Source organism: Plantibacter sp. MPB07 (genome assembly GCF_046619465.1).
Lineage (GTDB): Bacteria > Actinomycetota > Actinomycetes > Actinomycetales > Microbacteriaceae > Plantibacter > Plantibacter auratus.
Genome location: NZ_CP177043.1, coordinates 1,898,777 through 1,920,474 on the forward strand (window position 1 = coordinate 1,898,777; position 21,698 = coordinate 1,920,474).

The window sequence follows — 21,698 nt, forward strand, 5'->3', positions numbered from 1 at the left end:
TCATGTTGATCTTTGCACCGATCCCAACGAATCGGAAGGGATATCGGACAGATTCGGATACGCTGGCCAGACCGGACGGAGCAGTCATGTACCCAGCAGAGCGTCACGCCGCGATCCTCGCGGGTGCCCGCGACGGCGACGGCGACGGCGCCCTGTCGGTCGCCGAGCTGAGCAGCCGACTCGGCGTCACACCGGAGACCATCCGTCGCGACCTCGCCGTCCTCGAGCGACAGGGGCTCATCCGCCGCCACCACGGTGGCGCGGTCCTCGCCCGGCGACCCGCGTTCGAGCCCAGCCTCCAACGACGCCGCGAGGGCGAGCGCATCGAGCGCGCCGCCGTCGCCCGGCTCGTCGTCGAGCAGCTCCCCGAGGAAGGGGTCGTCTTACTCGACTCCGGTGCGATGACCCTCGAGGTCGCCGCGCTCCTCCCCCACACCAGCCGACTCCTCGTGGTGACGAACAGCCTGCCGATCGTCGCCCTGCTCGGTGGCCGGCCGCGACTCACCGTGCTCGCCCTGCCCGGGCGGGTCCGCGCCGTCACCCAGGCGACCGTCGGCGCGTGGACCGTCGAACGGCTGTCGGGGCTCCACGCAGACGTCGCCGTCCTCGGCGCCAACGGGGTGGGGCTCACCTCGGGCGCCACGACGACCCTGCCCGAGGAGACCGAGGTGAAGCGGGCGATGCTCGGCATCGCCAGACGACGCATCCTCGCCGTCACCGCCGCGAAGTTCGGCACCACCTCGTTCCACCGGGCCGCGGGACTCGACGAGTTCGACCAGATCGTGACCGACGACGGGCTCGACCCGGACACCGTCGACGCGCTCGCCGACAGCGGCCTCGAACTGCTGCTGGCCACCACCTGACCATCCCCACCGGCACCGGGTCGATCATCCCGCGTGCACCCCGAGAGGAACCACCATGACGCTCGTCTCCACCGCCGCGCTCCTCGATGCGCAGCGCGCCGTACTCGCCTTCAACGTCATCCAGCTCGAACACGGCGAGGCCATCCTCCGCGGCGCGGAGCTCGCGGGCCGCGGCGTCATCCTGCAGGTCTCCGAGAACGCGGCGAAGTACCACGGCGGCCTCGCGCCGATCGGGCTCGCGAGCCTGGAGCTCGCCCGCGAGGCCGGCACCGCGACCGCCGTACACCTCGACCACGCCGAGGACGAGGCGCTCGTCGAGGAGGCGGTACGGCTCGGATTCACCTCGGTCATGTTCGATGCGGCGACCCTCCCCGACGAGGAGAACCGCGAGCGCACCGCAGCGGTCGCCCGCGCGGCTCAGGCGCAGGGCGTGTGGGTCGAGGCGGAACTCGGGGCGATCGGCGGCAAGGGTGGCGCACACACGCCCGGCGTCCGGACCGACCCCGGTGAAGCCGCGGCGTTCGTCGCGGGCACCGGCGTCGACGGCCTGGCGGTCGCGGTCGGCAGCTCGCACGCGATGACCTCGCGGAGCGCGACCCTCGACTTCGGCCTCATCCGCGAACTCGCGGCAGCCGTCCCCGTCCCGCTCGTCCTGCACGGTTCGAGCGGCGTGAGCGACGAGGACCTCGTGCGGGCGGTGGACGCGGGCATGCGCAAGATCAACATCTCGACCCACATCAACGGCGTCTTCACCCGAGCCGTCCGTGAGCGCCTCGACGCGGACCCGTCACTCGTCGACCCGCGGAAGTACCTCGGCCCGGCACGCGACGCCGTCGCCGCCGAGGTCGCGCGGCTCCTCACCCTCGTCGCATAGGACTCGTCGCCGACCCGACCGTCAGTCGATCGAGTCGTTCACAACCAGTGGACGATGTCCGGGTCCAGACAGACCCCGCCGAGGCCTTCGGTGGTGGTGACGCCGTCCGCGAACCGGATCACCACGGCCCGTCCCTCCATACGCACGTACTCGGCCCGGAGCCCGAGTCGGAACGGGACGTCGGTCGACGCGGTGACCGCACGGCTCGCGCGTTCGGGGACGGTGATGACCAGGCGGTGGGCTCGCCCCGCTGCATCGACGACCTCGGCCTCGATCCGTCCCGGAGCATCGTCGGACAGCCGGCTCACCGCGGTCGCCGCGACGATCACCTGGGTCATGTCGCGATTCTCGCACCCCGTGGAGGGTGGCGTCGAGGCGGAGCTGCCGGACGCAGCGCGACGGCGCCGGAGCTCGAAGCTCCGACGCCGTCGCGGTCTGGTGGTGCGAGGTGGCCTGAGGGCCTAGCCGCACTTGGACTGGTAGACGGCATCCTTCGCGTCGCCGTCGACGTTGTCCTTGGTGATGATGGTGAAGCCGGTCTCGATCTTGGCCTCGACCTTGTCACCGTTCAGTGCGGCGATCGCCTGGGCGACGCCGTCCTTGCCGATGGTGGCCGGCTCCTGAGCGACGAGCGCCTGGACGGTGCCCTCCTTCAGCTGCTTGACCTGGGCGGGACCCGCGTCGAACCCGACGATGGTGACCGAGTCCTCCTTGCCGGCCTGCTTGACACCGGTCGCGGAACCTTCGGCCGCGAACAGGTTCGCTGCGAAGATGCCCACGATGTCGGGGTCCTTCTGGAGCGCCGCGGTCACGATCTCGGCAGCCGTGGACGGCTCGTTGTGGCTGTACTGCACGCCGAGGTCGGTGAACTTGTCATCGCCCTTCACCGCTTCCTGGAAGCCCTCGGCACGGGCGTCCGTGGTCGAGATGCCGGGGTCGACCGAGACCACGAGGACCTTGCCGCCCTCGGGGTGCGCTTCCTTGATCGCGTCGAACGCCGCAGCGCCGCCGCCCTTGTTGTCGCTCGAGATCTGCGAGACCGCGAACGACGGGTCGTCGACGGTGGTGTCGACGAGGACGACCTTGATGCCCGCGTCGGCCGCAGCCTTCAGCGGTGCCTCCATGGCCTTCACGTCGGTCGGGGCGACGAGGATCGCGTCCGGCTTCGAGGCGACGACCGAGTCGACGAGCGGCTTCTGCAGCGTCGGGTCGAACTTCTCCGGACCCTGGGTCGTGACCGTCGCGCCGGCATCCTTCGCCGCCGATTCGATCCCGCACTGCATCGAGATGTAGAACTCGTCGCCTGCGACGCCCTGGATGAACGCGATCTTGTAGCCGTCGGAACCTGCGCCTGCGCTGCTGCCGCCCGAGCTCGCGCCACCGGAACAGCCGGTGAGCATGAGGCCTGCCGACGCGCCGAGCGCGAGGACTCCGAGAACTGACTTCTTCCACTTCATTGTGATTACCCGTTTCTCTTGAACTGCTGGACTACTGGGATGGTGCGGGGGGGGTGTTGATCTGTGTAAGGGGTTATTTCTTCTTCCTGCTGACGAGGGCTCGCCAGAAGCTGGTGGATCCACCGCGGGCTGCGGAGGAACGGCGGACCTGGTCGACGTAGACGGCCAGGATGAGGACGGCACCGACCGCGACCTGCTGCCAGAAGGGCTGCACGCCGGTGATGACGAAGCCGTTCTGGAGGACGGCGGGGATGAACAGACCGACGACGGTGCCGAAGATCGTCCCGTAGCCACCGAAGAGCGAGGTGCCACCGATGACGACCGCGGCGATGACGTTCAGGTTCGTCTGCGACTGACCGGCGATCGCGGTGGTGCCGAACTGCGACAGCGACAGGATGCCGGCGAGACCCGCGAGGCCTCCGGAGATCGCGTAGATGCGGATGAGGTGACGGTCGACCTTCACGCCGACGCGTCGTGCCGCCTCCTCGCTCGATCCGACCGCGTAGGTGTACAGGCCGAACTTCGTCTTGTGGAGGACGAGCGCACCGATGATGACGACGACGAGGGCGATGACCGAGATGATCGGGACCGCGCCGAAGATGTTGCCGTACCCGATGGAGTCGGTGAGGACCGACGGCACCTCGCGGATGTCGACACCGCCGGTGAGGATCTGGGCGAGGCCGAGCGCCATGCCGAGGCTACCCAGGGTGACGATCAGCGGCGGCACCTTCGCCTTGGAGATGAGGATGCCGTTGAACGTGCCCCAGAGGATGCCGACGCCGATCGAGACGATGATGCCGACGATCGCGGTCCCCCAGTCGTCGCCGCCCATGGCCCGCATCGTCGTCGCGGACACGACGCCCGAGAAGACGAGGACGGATCCGATCGAGAGGTCGATGCCGGAGGTGATGATGACGTAGGTCATGCCGACGCCGAGCACCGCGAGGATCGAGGCGTTCTGCACGACGAGCCGCAGGTTGGACAGCTGCGCGAAGGTGTCGGGCGCGATCGCGGAGAAGATCGCGATGACGACGAGGAGGACGATGAAGATCTGGAAGGCCTGGGCTTTGAAGAGCTTCCTGATCGGGGTCTCCCGATCCTTGGCCGTCTCGATGGCGGTCGTCTCCGGCCCCATCTCGGCCTGCTTCACCGCGCTCATGCGACGTTCCTCGTGCTGGCACCGGTCATGAGACCGACGAGTTCTTCCATGTTCGTGTCCTTCGTGTCGACCGTCGCCGCGCGGTGGCCGAGCCGCAGCACCTGCACGCGGTCGGACACCTCCATGACGTGCGGCATCGAGTGGCTGATGAAGACGACCGCGATGCCCTTGTCGCGCACCCGGCGGATCGTCTCGAGCACGTTCTTCGTCTGGCGGACGCCGAGAGCGGCCGTCGGTTCGTCGAGGAAGACGACCTTGTTGGCCCAGTGCACCGCGCGGGCGATGGCGATCGCCTGGCGCTGCCCACCGGACATCGCGCCCACCGGGTCGGTGAGCGAGCGGACGGTCGCGCCGAGTTCGTCGAAGGCGTGCCGCGACTGCTTGCTCATCTCCTTGACGTTCATGAGCCCGAGCAGCCCGCCGAGGCCCGGCCGCATGATCTCGCGGCCGAGGTAGACGTTCTGCACGGGGTCGAGGTGGGGCGCGAGGGCGAGGTCCTGGTAGACCGTCTCGATGCCGAGCGCGCTCGACTGCATGGGCGAGGTGAGGGTGATCGGTTCGCCTTCGAACTTGATCACGCCGCTGTCGACCGCGAGGTTGCCGGAGAGGGCTTTGACCAAGGTGGACTTGCCCGCTCCGTTGTCGCCGATGAGGGCGGTGACCTCGCCGGGGTAGACCTCGAAGTCCGCTTCGTCGAGGGCGCGGACGTGCCCGAACTGCCGGGTGAGGCCTCTGGCCTCCAAGACGGGAGTCGTCATGTCGTTCTCGTTCCTTTCCAGCCGGCCCCGGTGGACGGGTCCGGCGTGTGGTGGCTGTCGTACCGCCGTTCGAGGCGGTGGTGTGTGGTGAGCTGCTGCGTGATCGTGGGTCCTGCGTCGAGGGGTGGCGTCATCGGATGCCTCCCGACGCGAGGGTCGCCGGCCAGCCCGCACCGGGGCCGGCGACGAGGACAGTTCCCGAACCGCTGACGGTCCAGGGTCCGAACCCGGCCGGGACGGCGAAGACCTCTCCGGCGGAGAACTCGACGGCCTCGGCGCCGGTCTCCGAGACCAGTGCGCCTGCGCCGGTGAGCGCGAGGGCCACCGAGAAGCCGGCGTCCACGGGTGCGCTGCCATCGGTGCCGGGCGTCACGGCGAAGAGCTGGAAGTACGGGTCGGCGGCCGCGGGCAACAGCGACACCGGCGCGTCCGTCCGGGCGTCGAGGTCGCGCAGCACGACGAGGTGTTCGATCTCGGACTGCGGGAGTGCCTTCGTCGACACCGCGCCCATCACGGTCTCGAATCCGAGGCCGAGGTGGGACTCGTCGCGCGTCGAGGTCGTGACCGACCACTCGAGGAGGATGGAGAGGTCGGTCGGTTCCTGCACCTCCGCGAGGAAGATGCCGCCGTCGATCGCGTGGGCCGTGCCGGCCGGGACGAGGATGCCCATGCCGCGCTCGACGACGATCCGATTCATGTGCGACAGCATCCACTCGCTGTCCTGGGCGTCACGACGACGGTCGAGTTCGTCGGGGTCGACGTCCTCGCTCCATCCGAGGTGGACGGCCGAACCGGGCTCCGCGTCGAGGATGAACCAGGCCTCCGTCTTGCCGTAGGCGCAGTCGAGGTGGGAGGCGGCGAACGCCCGATCCGGGTGCACGTGGACGGGGAGTCGCTGACGGGCGTCGAGCAGCTTGACGAGGATGCCGGTGTCGGCGGCGTGGGTGCCGTGGTCCGGTCCCGCTCCGGTCCAGTGCGCGGGGTCGGCCGCGACGAGGTCGCGGAGGAGGACGCCGTCGACGGTGCGGGCGAGGCCGATGGCGCCGCCGGGCTCCTGGTCGGCGCGGCTCACGGTCGCCCCGAGCCACTCCTCCGGCTGGAACTCGCTCTGCTGTTCGATGCCGCGCAGGCCGGCGATGCGGTCGCCGCCGCGGTAGAAGTGCTCGATGAGGTTCGGCGCGAGTCGCGTCGGCTGGGCGAGCCTCGTGGGCTGGGTCGTGCTCATGCTGCTGGTCCTCCGACCATGCTCGTGGTGGACGCGGTACGCGCGTCCACGGTGTGACGCTGTGCCGGGCCGGGGATCTCCCCGGAACCACGCGACACCAGCGAGGTCGGGACGACCCACTCGCGCGGCTCGTCGGCCGGTGATTCGCGCAGTTCGAGGAGTCGCTCGATCGCGGCGGTACCGATGACGAACGGATCCTGGTTGATGCAGCTGACGGCCGGTCGCAGGACGTCGGCGAGGGTGAAGTCGCCGAACGCGATGTGCGCCGTCCCCTCCCGCCCGATGCGGTGCAGGGAGGTCGTCAGACCGATCGCCGCCTTCGCGTTCGACGCGAAGAAGGCGGTGGGCGGATCCTCGAGTCCGAGCAGGCGCTCCGTCTCGGCGGCGTAATCGAGCGAGCCGTCGATGGTCCAGGAGACGAGCGACGGGTCGAGGTCGATGCCGGCCTCGGCGAGGACGTCGGTGTAGCCCTGGTAGCGCCGACGGATGGTGAGGAAGCGTTCGTCCCGGTCGTAGAAGGCGATGCGGGTGTGGCCGAGCTCGACGAACTGGCGGATCGCGAGCTGGGTGGCGGCGTAGTCGTCGACCACGACGCTGTCGAAGGCGGCGAGCGGACGGTCGACGGCCACGACTGGCGTCACGTTCCGGAACGCCTCGAGGTAGGGCAGCTCCGCGGCGACCGGGGCGATGATGACGCCGGCGACCTGGTGGCCGGCGATGAACCCGGTCAGCTGGTCGCGTTCGCGCCCCTCGTCGAGCCCGGTGCTCGCCACGAGGACGCTGAGGCCCTCCTGGAGCGCGCGGGCCTCGATGGCGCTCACGAGCGAGGCGAAGAACGGGTCGGCGAGCGAATCGATGAGGACGCCGATCGCGCCACCGGTGCCGGACTTCAGAGAACGGGCGGCCGTGTTGGGCACGTACCCGAGGCGATCGATCGCCTCGAGCACGCGGCTTCGGGTCTCGGGGTGCACGGACGGTTCGCCGTTCACCACCCGCGAGACGGTCTTGATGCTGACGCCGGACTGCGCAGCCACATCCTTGATCCCGGGCGGCCGCATCAGCGGGTCCCCCTGACGGGAAGCGGAACGGGTCGGACGTCGCAGCCGGTCCGGAGCGACGGGACGTGCGCACGTGTCCGGATCGGACTGGTCGCGGTGATCGCGGGGTTGCAGGTGCCCATGGGCTCCACCTCCTGACAGCGTTGTCATCGGTCGGGGTGGTGCAGCTGCAGAACCCCGTCGTTCCTTCGTGCGCCTATACTGACCGCAGACCGACAACGTTGTCAAGCAACGTTGTCTGAAAGAGATCAAATTCATTTGGAACTCGCATCGAAGAGGCGTTCAGACCCCTCGGATGCGGGTCGCCACCCTGGAATCATCGAGGAGTCAGCGTGATCGTCGTCGTCGCAGGAGCAGCCGGAAGCGGCAAGACCACCCTTGGACGTGAGCTCGCACGGGCCCTCCGACTCCCGCTCCTCGACCTCGACACCATCACCAATCCGTTGCTCGACGGTCTCGGTGCGGTGACCGATCCCGACGGCGCCGAACCACTCCACTGGAACGACGCGAAGCTGCGCCCGGCCATGCGCCCTGCGCGGTACGCGGCCCTGCGAGCGGTCCTCGCCGACCAACGCGACAGTGGCGTCGGCGCGGTACTCGTGGCACCCTTCACCGCGGAGCTCCGTGGCGGCGCCGAATGGGACGCGCTCGTCGAGGCGGCCGGGGTCGTCCCCAAGGTCGTCTGGCTGCACGCCGATGCCGCCACGCTCGCGGCTCGCCGCGCCGAACGCGGTGCCGAGCGGGACACACACATCGTCGACCCGTCCACCGACACCCCGCCCGCCATCGAGCACCTGTCGATCGAAGCCGCGTTGTCCACGTCGCAGCAGCTCGCCGCCGTCCAACGCGCGCTCGGTCTCGGACGGACCATCCAGGCCTCCGCACCGATCTTCGACCAGGTCTTCGCCGCCGGGCTCTTCGACCTCGACGGGACCCTCATCGACTCGACGCCGGCCGTGAACCGGTCGTGGGCGCAACTCGCCCGCGAGTACGGACTCGAGGGCGACCTGCTCGCCGCGGGACACGGTCAGCCCGCTGCCCAGGTGCTCGCCGCGATCTTCCCGCCCGAGCAGGTCGCCGAAGCACTCGCGCGGATCATCGAGATCGAGGCCGACGAGGTCGCCGACGTCATCGCGCTCCCGGGGGCGGTGGAGGCGCTCGCGGCGCTCGGTGACGACGCGAAGGCGATCGTCACGAGCGGCACAAGGCTCATCGCCGGCAATCGGATCGCCGCCGCCGGGCTCGTGCGGCCGGCGGTCGTCGTGACCTTCGACGACGTCACGAAGGGCAAGCCGGACCCCGAACCGTTCCTGCTCGGCCGCACCCGGCTGGGCATGGAGTCGCAGCCGTGCCTCGTGTTCGAGGACGCACCGGCCGGGCTCGCCGCAGCGCGCGCCGCCGGCTGCTGGACGGTGGGCATCGCGGGGACGCACGAGGCGCACGAACTCAATGCGGACCTCGTGATCGACGGCCTCTTCCAACTGCGGCTCGAGCCGGTCGCCGAGGGCGGGTTCCGACTCGTCCCGGCTTCGCTCGGCTGAGCAGCACCCCGATCCGGGCGCCTGTCGACGGGCCAACAAGCACCCCCACCGCACGTCGACAACCGTGCACCTTCGCTCCCTGAGCCTGTCGAAGGGCCTCCGAACACGTCCTCGATCGCGACGACTCCCCCGCGCCGAGGGTTCGTTCTCCCCCGCGGCCTCGGGCGGTTGCGATCCCCTCCCTTGTCTTGTATCTGAAATAACACTGCTAACATATCGACCGCCATGTCGACCGCCGAAAACGCCCCCTCTCGCCAACCCGTCCGCTTGTTCTCCGCGCTCGCGATAGCCGCGTCGTGGTTCACCCTGTGGTGCCTGACCCCGGGCATCACCGGCCGAGGCCCCGTGCGTCTCCTGGTGCAGGAGGACACCGTCGTGGTGTTCCTCGAGTCCCTGATCGCCGGCCTCCCGGTGATCGCCATCGCCATCCTGCAGCGCACCCACACCCGTGAACTCTTCGCACCGTCCCGGCAGCGGTTCCTGTACGTCATCCCGGTCGTGCTCGCACTCGCGTTGCCGTTGCACTACGAGCTCGAGTTCCCCGTGCTGCTCTACATCTTCTGGATGACCGTCTCGGTGTTCTGGCAGGACTACCTGACCTTCGGACTCCTGCAACGCCATCTCGCCGCGCGCGTGCCGTCGCGCGCGGTCATCCCCGCCGTCGCCGTCCTGTTCGCCCTCGGACACGTCATCCTGCTCCCCGACAAGTTCGGGCTCGTGCCGAGCCCGCTCCCCGCACTGAGCATGCTCGCGCTCGGCCTCCTGCTCGCGTGGCTCCGTCACCGGTTCACGACGATGCACCTCATCCTGACGCTGCACCTGTCGTTCTACTTCGTCTTCGCGTGAGGTCAGGCCGCACGCCCGAACGCGACCATCGGCGAGCACCTCGACCGACTTGACGATCGGGCACTGAACCGCTGATCCTGCGGACGCTCCCACTGATCCCTTCCGCAATGCACCTCGACGACTGCGGAGACTCGTTCCCTGAGCCTGTCGAAGGGCACCCCGAGCAACCTTCCCCACCACGCCGCGACAAGCTCCGCGACCGCTTCACCGCCGTTCCCTGAGCTTGCCGAAGGGCCCACGAACAACCTCCCCCGCCGCAACTCGGCAGGCTCGGCGGCCGCGTCACGGCCGGTCCCTAATCTTGTCGAAGTACCCCCGAGCAAAGCATCAACTGTCGAATAAATACCCAGATCAAGGGCTGATTCGGTGCGCGTTCGAATGTCAGTGGTCCGTGTTTGGATGGATCCATGACCAGCACCGCACCGAACCCGCTCGCCGCCGCCGCGGCCGGGTTCGATGCGGTCTGGCAGGGCGCGCTCGACGCGATCCGTCCGGGCTCCGGTGTCGCGGAGCAGCTCGAGAACATGAACGACGAGGCGGTCCTCCGGGTCCTCGACGAACTCGGTGCCGTGCAGCACGCGGTCGAGGTCCTCGCCGCACGCGTCACCGGTGCGATCGCGTTGCGCCCGTCGCCTTCCCGCCGCGACGGCACGCTCGTGCGCGCTGCCGGTTACGCGAACCCGGGTGTCATGGTGTCCGAGCGGTGGCGGGTTGCGCGCGCCCGCGGCGCGGCGATCGCGGAGGTCGGTGCCGCCATCACGCAACCCCGAGGCTTGCTCGGCGAGCTGGAGGAATGCCCGTTCCCGGCGATCACCGCCGCCCTCGAACCGGCCGCCAGTCCCGAGTCATCGAACACCGACGCAGTCCCGGATGACACCCACCCGTCAAGCGATGGCGGCACACCCAGAGCACCCCTGAGCGTCGACGGAGCCGCGGTCATCGTCCGCGAGCTCCGCAACGCCGGCCGCATCTGCACCAGGGTCGAACTGCAGGCGGCGTCGGGCATCGCCATCGAGCACGCCGCCCATGCGCCCCTGCAGGACGTCACCCGCATCGCGAAACTCGTCCGCACCCGCCTCGACCAAGACGGCCGCGAACCCCGCGACGGACTCCTCCGCCGAGCAGAACGCTGCACCATCCACGAACTCCCCACCGGCATGACCCTCCTCCGCGCCGAACTCGCCCCCGAAAGCGCCGCCTTCATCCGCGCCGGCCTCGACGCCCTCATCGGCGCCACCACCCGCAAACCCCACTTCATCCACCCCGACACGGCCGACCCCGCCGACCAACCCGACGGATCCGGTCACCCCATGCCCGACGGACCCACGCTCATCCCCACCGACCGGCGACGCGCCATCGCCCTCACCGAGACCTTCCGACACCTGGCCGGCTGCAGCAGCGCCGCCACCGAACTCACCCCCGTCACCGTCATCATCCGCACCGACCACGACACCCTCGAAACCGGATTCGGCACCGCCACCATCGACGGCATCGACGAACCCATCGGCCCCGGCGCCCTCCGCCGCCTCGCCGCCGACGCCAACCTCATCCCCATGATCCTCAACGGACCATCCCAAGTCCTCGACCTCGGCACCAGCACCCGCCTCTTCTCCCGCGGACAAAAACTCGCCCTCGCCGAACGCGACGGCGGCTGCGCCTGGACCGGCTGCACCCACCCACCATCCTTCACCGAAGCCCACCACATCACCTGGTGGTCACAAGGCGGACCCACCAACCTCAACAACGGCATACTCCTCTGCCCCTTCCACCACCACCGCATCCACGACGACCACTGGACCATCACCATCCAAAACGGCATCCCCTGGTTCATCCCACCCAGCCACATCGACCGCCACCAAACCCCCATCCGAGGCGGACGCCTCCACCTCGCCGCCTGAACCCGGGGCACCCCTCTGCCTGCACACCCGCCTGCCCTCCGACAAGCTCAGCGACCGCCACGGGAACCACCGTGCCCGGCAAGCCCGGCAGTCGGGTACCCGGTCCCTGAGCCTGTCGAAGGGCCTACGAACAACCGTCATACCTGCCCCTCGACAAGCTCAGGGACCGAGACAGGACGCCATCGCGCATAGCCAACCTCTGCGACCGACGCTGTATTCGACAACCCGGCCATCCCGGTCCCTGAGCCTGTCGAAGGGCACACGAACAGCCGTTGAACCTGCCCTTCGACAAGCTCAGGGACCGAAACCGGAACCACCCTGCCTCGGACACGTCCAGCGACCGACGCCCTACTCGACAACCCAGCCATCCCGGTCCCTGAGCCTGTCGAAGGGCACACGAACAGCCGTTGAACCTGCCCTTCGACAAGCTCAGGGACCGAGACGGGAACCACCATGCCTCGTACACGCTCAGCGACCGACGCCCTACTCGACAACCCGGCCACCCCGGTCCCTGAGCCTGTCGAAGGGCCTACGACGAACCGTCATACCTGCCCTTCGACAAGCTCAGGGACCGAGACGTGAACCACCAGCACTCGAGGACGGGAACGACGCAGCGACCGAGCGCCCCCTCAACCGGTCGGAGGGCCGTCAAGGCATCGTCCGACCGCCGCAGGGTCACCCCGCGGCGACGACCTCTTCCACCGCCACCCGCGCACCGACGTCCGCCAGCCGCGCGCGCGCCGCGATGAACGCCTCGCGCAGTCGCGCGTCAGATCCGAGGTCGCCGAACACGACCTCCAGGTCGAGGAACGCGCCGGGGCGCTCCGCCTCCTGCGCGACGGCCGCCTGCAACTCGGCCAACCGCCGGTCGACCGGCGCAAGCTCGCGCCCGTCGTCACCGACACCCTCGATGAATCGACTCCACGCCGCGAGCACGAGCGCCGAGCGCGCGATCCCGCCGCCGGTCCGCAACTGCTCACGGACCACCGGGAGCAGGAACTTCGGGATGCGCTCCGAGCCGTCGACGATCTGCCGCGCCAACGTGTCCTTGATCGCCTCGCTGCCGAACCGGCGCATCAGCTCCGCACAGTACGCGTCGATGTCGATCCCCGGGACCGGCGCGAGCGTCGGCCTCGCCTCCTCGTGCATGTACCCGAGGAGGAACCGCGAGAACAGCTCGTCACGGCAGACGTCGTGCACGTACGTCTCCCCCGCCAGCAGCCCGAGGTAGCTCATCGCCTGGTGGGAAGCGTTCAACAACCGGAGCTTCATCAGCTCATACGGCTCGACGTCCTCCACGAGCTGCACGCCCACCTGCTCGTACGGCGGACGGCCGTCCGAGAAGTCGTCCTCGAGCACCCATTGCTCGAACGACTCCGAGAGCACCGGCCAGCGGTCGTCGATCCCGAACCGCTCGGAGACGAACGCGCGCTGCTGGTCCGTCGTCGCCGGCGTGATGCGGTCCACCATCGAGTTCGGGAACCGCACCTCGGCGGCGATCCAGGCGGCGAGCGCCGGGTCGATGCGCTCGGCGAAGGCGAGGATCGCGGTCCGGGCGACGTGCCCGTTGCCCTGGATGTTGTCGCACGACATGACCGTGAACGGAACCGCACCGGCGTCGCGTCGGGCACGGAGGGCCGCCGTGATGAACCCGAGCGGGCTCTGCGGCAGCGCCCCCGCAGGCAGCCCGTCGAGGTCCGCGAGCGTCGCACCGTCGCTCGGCTCGAACGCCCCGGTCGCATCGTTCACCCCGTAGCCGCCCTCGGTGATCGTGAGCGACACGATCCGCGTCGACGGATCGCTCAGCCGCGCGAGGACCGCTCCCGGGTCGTCGGGAGCGAACAGGTACTCGACGATCGACCCGACGACGCGCGCCTCGACCTCGCCGTCCGGACTCGTCGTCACGAGCGTGTAGAGCCGGTCCTGAGCGCCGAGCGCGTCCCGCATGGCGGCGTCACCGGGCAGTGTGCCGACGCCGACGAGCCCCCAGGACGCGTGCTCGTCGCCGGGGAGCCCGAGCACGCGGTCGACGAACATCGCCCCGTGCGCACGATGGAAGGCGCCGACCCCGAAGTGGACGATGCCGGGTCGGATGGCCGAGCGGTCGTAGGCGGGGACGGCCACCTGCTCGTCGAGAGCGGTGAGGGCGGCGTCGGAGAGCTGGGTCATGTGGTGCCTTCTCGTCGGTGAGCGGGTTCCGGGTGGTGCAGGTCGAGGGTGCTGCGGCTGAGGGGTTGGTCAGGCGCCGTGGGTGGATTCGGTCTCCACCGGCGTCGACGCGTCGAGCGTGACGATCCGGGTGGCACGTTGCTTGGTCGCGTCGACCAGGCGGGCGTTCGGCTCGTCCACGCCGAGCACCCAGGCTTCAGCCTCGTCGCGCGGATGGCCGTGACCGAGGCGTCGGGCGATGAGTCGGTCGCGGCGGACCTCGTCGTCCACGTCGACGTACCAGGACTCGTCGAGATGCGCGGCGACACCCTGCCAGCCGTGGTCGTCGAACAGGAGGTAGTTGCCCTCCGTGATCACCAGCGGCACCTCGGGGCGGACGAGGACGGCGCTGCCGATCGACGCCTCGAGCGAGCGGTCGAACCGGGGTGCGTAGATCGGTGTGCCCGGCGAATCGGCGGTGCGTCCGGCACGGGCGAGGCGGGACAGCAGTGCGACGTAGCCGTCGACGTCGAAGGTGTCGGGCGCGCCCTTGCGGTCGCGTCGCCCGAGGCGGACGAGCTCGGCGTTGTCGAGGTGGAAGCCGTCCATCCCGACGATGACGGCCTGGTCGCCGAGGGCCGCGGCGATCGCGTCGCTCACGGTCGACTTACCCGCTCCGGGCGCACCGACGATCCCGAGGATCCGGCGGGACCCGGTGGCGGCGAGCGAACGGGCGTGATCGATGAGGCCGTCGAGGTCGACGAAGCCATCGAGGTCGGTCCCGATCGTGATGCCGCTCATCGTGATGCCTGACCTCTCCTGGGAGCCGACCGGTCGCGGACGCGCCGTCGCCCGACTCACGGTAGGTCCAGGGGATGCATGTGTCAACACCGGATGTCACCGGTGTCATGATCTGCTGGTGAAATCCATGTCACGGGTGACATGGTTGCCATTCCGTGGTTATGATGCTCCCGACCCGGTGCACCGACGCACGGGCCTCATCACGTCGATCGGACCACCTCATGACTGACTTCAACGGCCGCACCATCCTCGTCACGGGAGCGAGCGGCGGCATCGGCGGCGCGACCGTCCGCCACCTCGTGGCAGCGGGCGCGCAGGTGATCGCCTCCGGTCGCAACGTCGAGCACCTCGACGCCATCGCCGCCGAGACGGGCGCCGAACCGCTGCCCTTCGACCTCACCTCGGAGGACAGCATCCGCGACGCGATCGAGGGACGCGACATCTGGGGCGTCGTCAACTCCGGAGGTTGGGGCGGCGAGATCGCCTCCCCACAGGAGACCGACATCGACGTGTTCGACAAGGTCATCAGCATCAACGCACGCGGGTCGCTGCTCGTCACCAAGTACGCGTCCCGCGAGATGATCCGCCAAGAGCGCGGCGGGGCGATCGTCAACGTCTCGAGCCAGGCGAGCCTCGTCGCACTCTCCGGCCACATCTCCTACGGCTCGTCGAAGGCCGCGCTCGACAACATCACGCGGGTCTCGGCCCTGGAACTCGGGAAGTACGGCATCCGGGTCAACGCCGTCAACCCGACGGTCGTGATGACGCCGATGTCCGCCTGGTACTGGGGCCGCCCCGACATCGAAGGCCCCTTCCTCGAGGCGATGCCGCTCGGCAAGTGGGCCACCGAGGACGACATCGCCGGCCCGATCACCTTCCTGCTGAGCGACGCCGCCGGCATGATCTCGGGCGTCTCGCTGCCGATCGACGGCGGCTACACCGCGCGCTGACCCGATCCGGCAGGACCGAACGGGAGGGACCCGAGCATGGCCACGATGCGCCAGATCGCCGCAGCCGCCGGCGTGAGCGCGAAGACGGTCTCACGGGTCTTCAACGACGACCCGCACGTCCTCCCGGCGACCCGAGAACGGGTCGAGTCGATCATGCGGGAGCTCGACTACGTGCCGAACTCCCTCGCGACGGCGTTCCGCTCGGGCCGCCCGTCGGTCATCGGGGTCGCCGTCCCCGACATCGTCGACCCGTTCTTCGCCGAGATCGCGCGTGCGGTGGAGCGGACGGCGCGCGATCACGACATGTCGACGCTCGTGACGAGCCTCGGCGACGACCCGGACCGCGAGCGCGCGGTCCTCGAGCCGATGCTCCGGCGTCAGCTGGCCGGAGTGGTGCTCGCGCCGATCAGCGACGACCAGAGCTCGCTGAGTGCATGGGCGTCGCGGACGCCGTTCGTGTTCGTCGACCGCGCGCCAGGCGGGCTCGCTGCCGACGCGTTCACGCAGGACGACTTCGGTGGAGCGTTCACGGCGACGACCCACCTCGTCGAGCACGGCCACCGCCGGATCGCCTTCGTCGGCGACGAACTGGCCCTGCCGACGACCGCCGAGCGGCTGCGCGGGTACCGGGCGGCACTCACCGAAGCCGGGCTGCCCGCCGACGAGGAGCTCATCGCCCTCGGTGCGGCGACCCGCGAAGGGGCGGCGCGTGCGCTGGCGGCGATCGACTCGCAGGCGACTGCTCTCTTCTCGTCGAACGCCGTCTGCACGATGGCGTTGCTGCCCGCACTCGCCGAGCAACCGCTCCCACTGGTCGCGTTCGGCGACTTCCCGCTGGCCGAGCTCCTGCGACCGTCGGTGTCCGTGATCACGCAGGACCCGGAGGCCCTCGGCCGACTCGCTGCGGAACGGATCATCGATCGCCTCGACCGCCCCGACGCGCGATACCGCCGGAGCACGGTCCTCCCGGTGCACCTCGTCGAGCGCGACTCCTGTCGGGTATCGCCTGCGGTGCTCTGAGCCGTCGGCTCCGAGCCGCCCCGGCCTAGCCGTCGAATCCCCGGTCCCTGAACCACCTCGGTCCCTGAGCCTGTCAAAGGGCGCCACGCGAACGCCCCGAAGACTCGATCGGCTCGGGAACCGAAACCGGCCGGCCTAGTAGCTCAACATCGCCGGCGCGAGCTCCGCGGTCTGGTCGCCGACGCGGCTCGGGTCGCGCGGGTCGAGGCGACGGACCTCACCGACGTCCGCGAGTTCGTCGAGCTCGATCCAGAAGATGTTCGGACTCCGTGTCGAGCCGAAGTAGTAGACCAGGTTCGTGAGGTCCGCCCCGGCCCGCCACCAGGTCGGGTACACGTCGCCCGTCGAGTACGGCGCGCCGTACGGCACCGACACGTTCGCGATCAGCTGGAACACGCCCGCCACCGCCTCGACGGTGTCCGCCGGCTCCGGCAGGTAGTGGAGGAAGTAGGAGGCGCGCACGAACCGGTCGACCGAGGTGATGTCGCCGGGAGGCGGCAGTTCGCCGCCGAACGGCCGGTAGCGGTCGCGGTTGGTGATCTGCTCGTCGAGGCTCGGCGAGTTGGCCATCACGGTGAACTCGCGGCCGTGGTGGACGACGAGCCGGCCGTCGATCGGCTCGATGATCGCCGAGTCACCCGAGGCGTCCTCGATCGCGATGTGGATCCCCATCTGCAGGCCGCGGAACATCGGGGACGTGATGCGGACGGTGTCGATGTCGGCGATCGCTTCGGCGACCGAGGCGTAGCTGTCGAGGAGGTACTGCACCCACAGCGCGTTCGAGACCGTCGGACGGCCGTCGGGCTCGGCGAACGTCACGTCCTCCGGGTCGAGGTAGAGCGCGTGTGCTCCGAGGCCCGCCGTGTTCAGGCCGTCGACGGTCCCCATCCCCCACATGCTCGTGACGACACTGCCGTACCGGGAGGTCCACCGGTGCGAGGTGGCGTCGCCCGTGCCACCTCGGTCGGTACCGCTCGGGACGAACCACAGCTCGGGTTCGTCGCTCTCCGACCAGTCCATGCAGCGGCTGACCGTCTTGGCGACCGCGTTGTCGTTCCAGAAGATTCGAGTGCACACGCGCTGAGCGTACCCCGCGCGTGGTGCCCACCGGAGGGGCTATCGCCCACGCAGTGCGGCCGCCTCACTGAGCCAGCGGCTGTAGAGGTCCCAGGGGTCGACGTCGCCGGCGACCGAGGCGATGTGGGCGAGCAGTCGGGGCGACCCCGTGAACCATTCGGAGCGTTCGAGGCGCTCGCGGGCGAACTGTTCGTGACGCGCACGCTCGACGTGCCGGTCACCGCGTTCGAGCGCGAGCAGTTCGTCATGCCAGATCGCGGCGAACCGCTGGCGAGGGTTCGTCGTGGTGCCGATCTTCACGCGGTCGCCGTGACGGAGGTAGTAGACGACGTCGATCCGCGGCCGGGCGAGGTCGTCGTCGGGCACGTCCCCCTGCCGCCACTCGCACGCGGCGCACAACCAAGCGGACGGGTAGTGACGGCCGAGCCGCGAGCCGCACATGATGCACGGCGACGGCAGGGCGTCGACCACACCCCAGCGGCGCTCCGCCCAGTCTGCGGCGAGGGCCAGGTGATCCTCGCAGAGCGCGACGGGCGCGTCGACCGGTGCCGCGGCGTCGCACCCGGGTTGTACGCATCGTCTGTGGGGCATCTCCCGAGTGTCCCCCACCCCGCCGACACCGACCTCCAACCCCGGTCCCTGAGCCTGTCGAAGGGCACACGGCAAGACCCCGCACCTTCGACAAGCTCAGGGACCGAACGGTTGGGCTGGCAGGGACCGACCGGACGGGCGAACAAAACGACCGACTCCAACGCCGGTCCCTGAGCCTGTGGAAGGGCACACGGCAAGACCCCGCACCTTCGACAAGCTCAGGGACCGAACGGTTGGGCTGGCAGGGACCGACCGGACGGGCGAACAAAACGACCGACTCCAACCCCGGTCCCTGAGCCTGTCGAAGGGCACACGGCAAAACCCCGCCCTTCGACAAGCTCAGGGACCGAACGGGCGAAGCGGCAGGGGCGAGCGAAGGTCCTCCACAACTCCCCCATGATCCGAGAGCGTCCACCGTCGGAGGTCAGCGCAGACCGACAGGATCGAAGTCCTGCGAGGCTTCCCGGATACCCCACGTCTACATCCTCAGATGCGCCGACGGATCCTTCTACACCGGCAGCACCATCGACCTTGCTCGACGAGTCGCCGAGCACACGGACGGCCTCGGAGCGACCTACACCCGCGAGCGACTGCCCGTCACACTCGTCTGGTCGGCCGAGTACGACCGCGTGGACGACGCGTTCTTCATCGAGAAACGTCTTCAGGGGTGGAGCCGGGCGAAGAAGCAAGCAGTGATCGACGGGCGGTTCGACGACCTCCCGCGTCTCAGCTGCTCGCGGATCACCGCATGGCGCGATCCAGAACCCGGAACGGACCCGGTGGCCGGTCCCTGAGCCTGTCGAAGGGCACACGGACAGAGCCCACCCTTCGACAAGCTCAGGGACCGAACGGTTGGGCTGGCAAAGGACCGGCTGAGTGAGCGGACAGGGACCGACCGTTCAGACACGACCGACTCCGACCCCGGTCCCTGAGCCTGTCGAAGGGCACACGGACAGACCCTACCCTTCGACAAGCTCAGGGACCGAACGGTTGGGCTGGCAAAGGACCGGCTGAGTGAGCGGACAGGGACCGACCGTTCAAAAACGACCGACTCCGACCCCGGTCCCTGAGCCTGTCGAAGGGCACACGGACAGACCCCACCCTTCGACAAGCTCAGGGACCGAACGGTTGGGCTGGCAGGGACCGGCTGAGTGAGCGGACAGGGACCGAACGTTCAGACACGACCGACTCCGACCCCGGTCCCTGAGCCTGTCGAAGGGCACACGGACAGAGCCCACCCTTCGACAAGCTCAGGGACCGAACGGTTGGGCTGGCAGGGACCGATTCGTTGCGCTGGCAGGGACCGGACAGGTGAGCGGACAGGGAGCGCCCTTCGACAAGCTCAGGGGCCGGCCCGCGCGCTCCCGGCTGGGAGACGGTCGGGTGGCCTCCCAGCCGATGCGCACGTCACAGCGCGATCGCGCGACCCTCCTCGTGGGAGCGGATCGCCGCTCGGTAGATGTCGTGGGTGAGCGCCGCCTCCTCGGGGCGCGCCGCCCCGAACCGGTCGCCGAGCGAGCCGTGCCGCTCGGCGAGGAACACGGCCCACATCTGGAGGATCGTGTCGGAGAACCCGGACTCGAAGTTCGGGCCGGTCACCGTCGGCCAGACCGACTGGCTGCCTGCGTCGAGCTGCTGCCACACCTGCTCCCGACCGCCACCCGGGATGTCCTGCACCGCGAACACCTCGACGAGCTTCGGGTTCTTCGTGCTGAACCGGACCCCGCCGTCGAGACCGATCGCCTCGAACTCCCACGTGTTCTTCTGCCCGGGATCGATGCGCTTCGTCTCGGTCGTGAGTGGGAACCGGACACCGTCGTGAGTCGCCCAGCTGTGCAGCACCGCGTTGTCCCAGGTGTCGCACGGCACGAGCGAACCGTCGGGACCGGGACGCTCGGTGACGATGTTCTGCAGCACCCCGTACACGCTCTCGGGTGCCCAGCCGAGCCGCAGCGGCACGTGCCAGGTGTGCATCCCGAGGTCGTTCATCACTCCGGCCTCACCGCAGAACTGCGTCTGGCGCTTCCAGTTGATCTGCTTGCCCCGATCGATGTCGCTCGAGTGCAGGAAACTGTTGCGCGCCTCGACGATCGTGCCGAGCGCTCCGGACCGCACGTAGTCGATCGCCAGCTGCGCACCCGGGAAGAACGGCATCTCACTCGAACACCGGACGAAACTCTCCGGGTGCTCGGCCAACGCCGCGAGGACGGACTGCGCGGCCGCCGCGTCGATCCCGAAGGGCTTCTCCGCCAGGAGACCCTTCCCGGCTCTGATGACGTCGGTGTAGATCTGCTCGTGGAGGTCGTGACGCACGGCCACGTAGACGACGTCCACCGACGGGTCGGCGAGCAGCTCGTGGTAGTCCGTGGTCCTCGTGACGACCGTGTCGATCTCGTCGAACCAGTCGAGCGCCGCCGGATTGATGTCGCAGACGGCCGTCAGTCGCGGTCGCACCGGGTGGTCGATGAGCGCCGGCCAGCGCTGGATGGCGGCAGCGATCTCGCGCCCCATGAGTCCGCCGCCGATGATCGCGACGTTGACGCGCTCCGCCGTCGCCCGGTCCGCCGTCACCTGGTCGGCGCTCATGCGCGAGCCGCCTCGAGGATCGCGAGGCCGGCATCGGCGTCGGCGCCGTCGTGCAGCACCGCCATGAGTGCCGCGGTGATGGCGGCCGGGTGCTCGTGCTGGATGATGTTGCGGCCGTAGACGATGCCGCTGACCCCGGCGTCGAGGACGGCGACCGTGCGCTCCAGCAGGGTCCGGTCGTCGACGCGACCGCCGCCACGGACGAGGACGGGGATGTCTCCGGCGACCTGCACGACCCGCGCGTACTCGGAGATGTCGCTGCTCGGGTCGGCTTTGATGAGGTCAGCCCCGAGTTCGACCGCCTGGCGCACGAGGGTGACGATCTTCTCGATGTCGCCGTCGACCTGGTACCCGCCGGCCGTCGTGTTGTCCTGCATGACGAGCGGCTCGATCATGAGCGGCATCCCGTACCGGGTCGCTTCGCGACGCAGGGCCATGATCGAGCGGATGTTCGCCTCACGGACCTCGGGGTGCTCGGGGATCTGCATGAGGTTGACGCACACGGCGACGGCGTCCAGCCGGACGGCCTCCTCGATCGCGTGGGGCACGTGGTGGCTGTAGAGGATCGAGTCGAGGGGGTTGCCGTACACGTTCGCGACGTCCGTCCGCAGGACGAGCGCCGGCTTGTCCTTACCGGGGACCTGTTGCAGGAGACGGGCCTGGCCGAGGGTCAGCTGGACGGCGTCCGGGCCCGCGGCGACGAGCGTGCGGACGACCTCGCCCATGTCCTCGATGCCGGTGATGAACGAACGCTCGCCGAAGAACCCGTGGTCGACGGCGACGTCGAGCGCGCGACCGGATCGGGCGTTGAAGAGACGATTGAGGCGGTACAGCGACATTGCGGCG

The 21,698-nt window shown here is 69.4% G+C and carries 20 protein-coding genes; 8 read left to right on the forward strand and 12 right to left on the reverse strand.

Annotation, left to right across the window (positions count from 1 at the left end):
- The first annotated feature begins 86 nt into the window (after nucleotides 1–86).
- Both ACLIME_RS08775 and ACLIME_RS08780 read left to right on the forward strand, forming a co-directional pair.
- Nucleotides 87–863 carry a DeoR/GlpR family DNA-binding transcription regulator gene (locus tag ACLIME_RS08775; protein ID WP_411558672.1) on the forward strand — a complete coding sequence of 259 codons (777 nt, stop codon included), beginning with the start codon at nucleotides 87–89 and terminating at the stop codon, nucleotides 861–863.
- A gap of 55 nt (nucleotides 864–918) precedes the next feature.
- Entirely contained in the window at nucleotides 919–1,737 is an 819-nt protein-coding gene (locus ACLIME_RS08780) for a class II fructose-bisphosphate aldolase (RefSeq protein ID WP_411558673.1), read from the forward strand.
- Between the two features lie 38 nt (nucleotides 1,738–1,775).
- On the opposite strand, the gene ACLIME_RS08785 is transcribed toward ACLIME_RS08780, so the two are convergent.
- From ACLIME_RS08785 to ACLIME_RS08810, 6 genes are all read right to left on the reverse strand, one after another.
- Complete coding sequence (locus ACLIME_RS08785; protein ID WP_411558674.1) at nucleotides 1,776–2,075, reverse strand: hypothetical protein; 300 nt, start codon at nucleotides 2,073–2,075, stop codon at nucleotides 1,776–1,778.
- 123 nt (nucleotides 2,076–2,198) lie between these two features.
- Nucleotides 2,199–3,194 (reverse strand): ABC transporter substrate-binding protein, encoded by a 996-nt coding sequence (locus ACLIME_RS08790; protein ID WP_056013014.1) that lies wholly within the window; start codon nucleotides 3,192–3,194, stop codon nucleotides 2,199–2,201.
- Between the two features lie 73 nt (nucleotides 3,195–3,267).
- Complete coding sequence (locus ACLIME_RS08795; RefSeq protein WP_079707371.1) at nucleotides 3,268–4,353, reverse strand: ABC transporter permease; 1,086 nt, start codon at nucleotides 4,351–4,353, stop codon at nucleotides 3,268–3,270.
- Entirely contained in the window at nucleotides 4,350–5,111 is a 762-nt protein-coding gene (locus tag ACLIME_RS08800; protein ID WP_079707372.1) for an ATP-binding cassette domain-containing protein, read from the reverse strand. The genes ACLIME_RS08795 and ACLIME_RS08800 overlap by 4 nt, the downstream gene beginning before the upstream one ends.
- A gap of 130 nt (nucleotides 5,112–5,241) precedes the next feature.
- On the reverse strand, nucleotides 5,242–6,336 hold the full coding sequence (locus ACLIME_RS08805; RefSeq protein ID WP_411558675.1) for a class I mannose-6-phosphate isomerase: 1,095 nt from the start codon (nucleotides 6,334–6,336) through the stop codon (nucleotides 5,242–5,244).
- Nucleotides 6,333–7,370 (reverse strand): LacI family DNA-binding transcriptional regulator, encoded by a 1,038-nt coding sequence (locus ACLIME_RS08810; RefSeq protein ID WP_411558676.1) that lies wholly within the window; start codon nucleotides 7,368–7,370, stop codon nucleotides 6,333–6,335. The genes ACLIME_RS08805 and ACLIME_RS08810 overlap by 4 nt, the downstream gene beginning before the upstream one ends.
- 356 nt (nucleotides 7,371–7,726) lie before the next feature.
- On the opposite strand from ACLIME_RS08810, the gene ACLIME_RS08815 reads away from it, so the two are divergent.
- From ACLIME_RS08815 to ACLIME_RS08825, 3 genes are all read left to right on the forward strand, one after another.
- Complete coding sequence (locus ACLIME_RS08815) at nucleotides 7,727–8,935, forward strand: HAD-IA family hydrolase (RefSeq protein ID WP_411558677.1); 1,209 nt, start codon at nucleotides 7,727–7,729, stop codon at nucleotides 8,933–8,935.
- Between the two features lie 225 nt (nucleotides 8,936–9,160).
- Nucleotides 9,161–9,781 (forward strand): type II CAAX prenyl endopeptidase Rce1 family protein, encoded by a 621-nt coding sequence (locus tag ACLIME_RS08820; protein WP_411558678.1) that lies wholly within the window; start codon nucleotides 9,161–9,163, stop codon nucleotides 9,779–9,781.
- Nucleotides 9,782–10,188: 407 nt separating this feature from the next.
- A complete protein-coding gene (locus ACLIME_RS08825; protein WP_411558679.1) occupies nucleotides 10,189–11,679 on the forward strand; it encodes a DUF222 domain-containing protein in 1,491 nt (496 codons plus the stop codon).
- A 675-nt stretch (nucleotides 11,680–12,354) separates the two neighbouring features.
- On the opposite strand, the gene ACLIME_RS08830 is transcribed toward ACLIME_RS08825, so the two are convergent.
- Both ACLIME_RS08830 and ACLIME_RS08835 read right to left on the reverse strand, forming a co-directional pair.
- Entirely contained in the window at nucleotides 12,355–13,848 is a 1,494-nt protein-coding gene (locus ACLIME_RS08830; RefSeq protein WP_411558680.1) for a mannitol dehydrogenase family protein, read from the reverse strand.
- Nucleotides 13,849–13,917: 69 nt separating this feature from the next.
- Nucleotides 13,918–14,628, reverse strand: coding sequence for a nucleoside/nucleotide kinase family protein (locus ACLIME_RS08835; RefSeq protein ID WP_411558681.1), 711 nt, complete (start codon nucleotides 14,626–14,628; stop codon nucleotides 13,918–13,920).
- 221 nt (nucleotides 14,629–14,849) lie between these two features.
- On the opposite strand from ACLIME_RS08835, the gene ACLIME_RS08840 reads away from it, so the two are divergent.
- Both ACLIME_RS08840 and ACLIME_RS08845 read left to right on the forward strand, forming a co-directional pair.
- On the forward strand, nucleotides 14,850–15,578 hold the full coding sequence (locus ACLIME_RS08840) for an SDR family oxidoreductase (protein ID WP_064296395.1): 729 nt from the start codon (nucleotides 14,850–14,852) through the stop codon (nucleotides 15,576–15,578).
- A gap of 36 nt (nucleotides 15,579–15,614) precedes the next feature.
- Complete coding sequence (locus ACLIME_RS08845) at nucleotides 15,615–16,598, forward strand: LacI family DNA-binding transcriptional regulator (protein WP_411558682.1); 984 nt, start codon at nucleotides 15,615–15,617, stop codon at nucleotides 16,596–16,598.
- 135 nt (nucleotides 16,599–16,733) lie between these two features.
- On the opposite strand, the gene ACLIME_RS08850 is transcribed toward ACLIME_RS08845, so the two are convergent.
- Together ACLIME_RS08850 and ACLIME_RS08855 are read right to left on the reverse strand one after the other, a co-directional pair.
- On the reverse strand, nucleotides 16,734–17,675 hold the full coding sequence (locus ACLIME_RS08850; RefSeq protein ID WP_411558683.1) for a linear amide C-N hydrolase: 942 nt from the start codon (nucleotides 17,673–17,675) through the stop codon (nucleotides 16,734–16,736).
- Nucleotides 17,676–17,714: 39 nt separating this feature from the next.
- Nucleotides 17,715–18,266 (reverse strand): GIY-YIG nuclease family protein, encoded by a 552-nt coding sequence (locus ACLIME_RS08855; protein WP_411558684.1) that lies wholly within the window; start codon nucleotides 18,264–18,266, stop codon nucleotides 17,715–17,717.
- Between the two features lie 524 nt (nucleotides 18,267–18,790).
- Here ACLIME_RS08855 and ACLIME_RS08860 point away from each other — a divergent pair.
- Nucleotides 18,791–19,060 carry a GIY-YIG nuclease family protein gene (locus ACLIME_RS08860; protein ID WP_411558785.1) on the forward strand — a complete coding sequence of 90 codons (270 nt, stop codon included), beginning with the start codon at nucleotides 18,791–18,793 and terminating at the stop codon, nucleotides 19,058–19,060.
- Nucleotides 19,061–19,673: 613 nt separating this feature from the next.
- On the opposite strand, the gene ACLIME_RS08865 is transcribed toward ACLIME_RS08860, so the two are convergent.
- Nucleotides 19,674–20,852: a Gfo/Idh/MocA family protein gene (locus ACLIME_RS08865; protein ID WP_411558685.1), complete on the reverse strand. Its 1,179-nt coding sequence runs from the start codon at nucleotides 20,850–20,852 to the stop codon at nucleotides 19,674–19,676.
- A complete protein-coding gene (locus tag ACLIME_RS08870; protein WP_411558686.1) occupies nucleotides 20,849–21,691 on the reverse strand; it encodes a class I fructose-bisphosphate aldolase in 843 nt (280 codons plus the stop codon). Before ACLIME_RS08870 ends, ACLIME_RS08865 begins: the two co-directional genes overlap by 4 nt.
- Nucleotides 21,692–21,698: the final 7 nt, after the last annotated feature.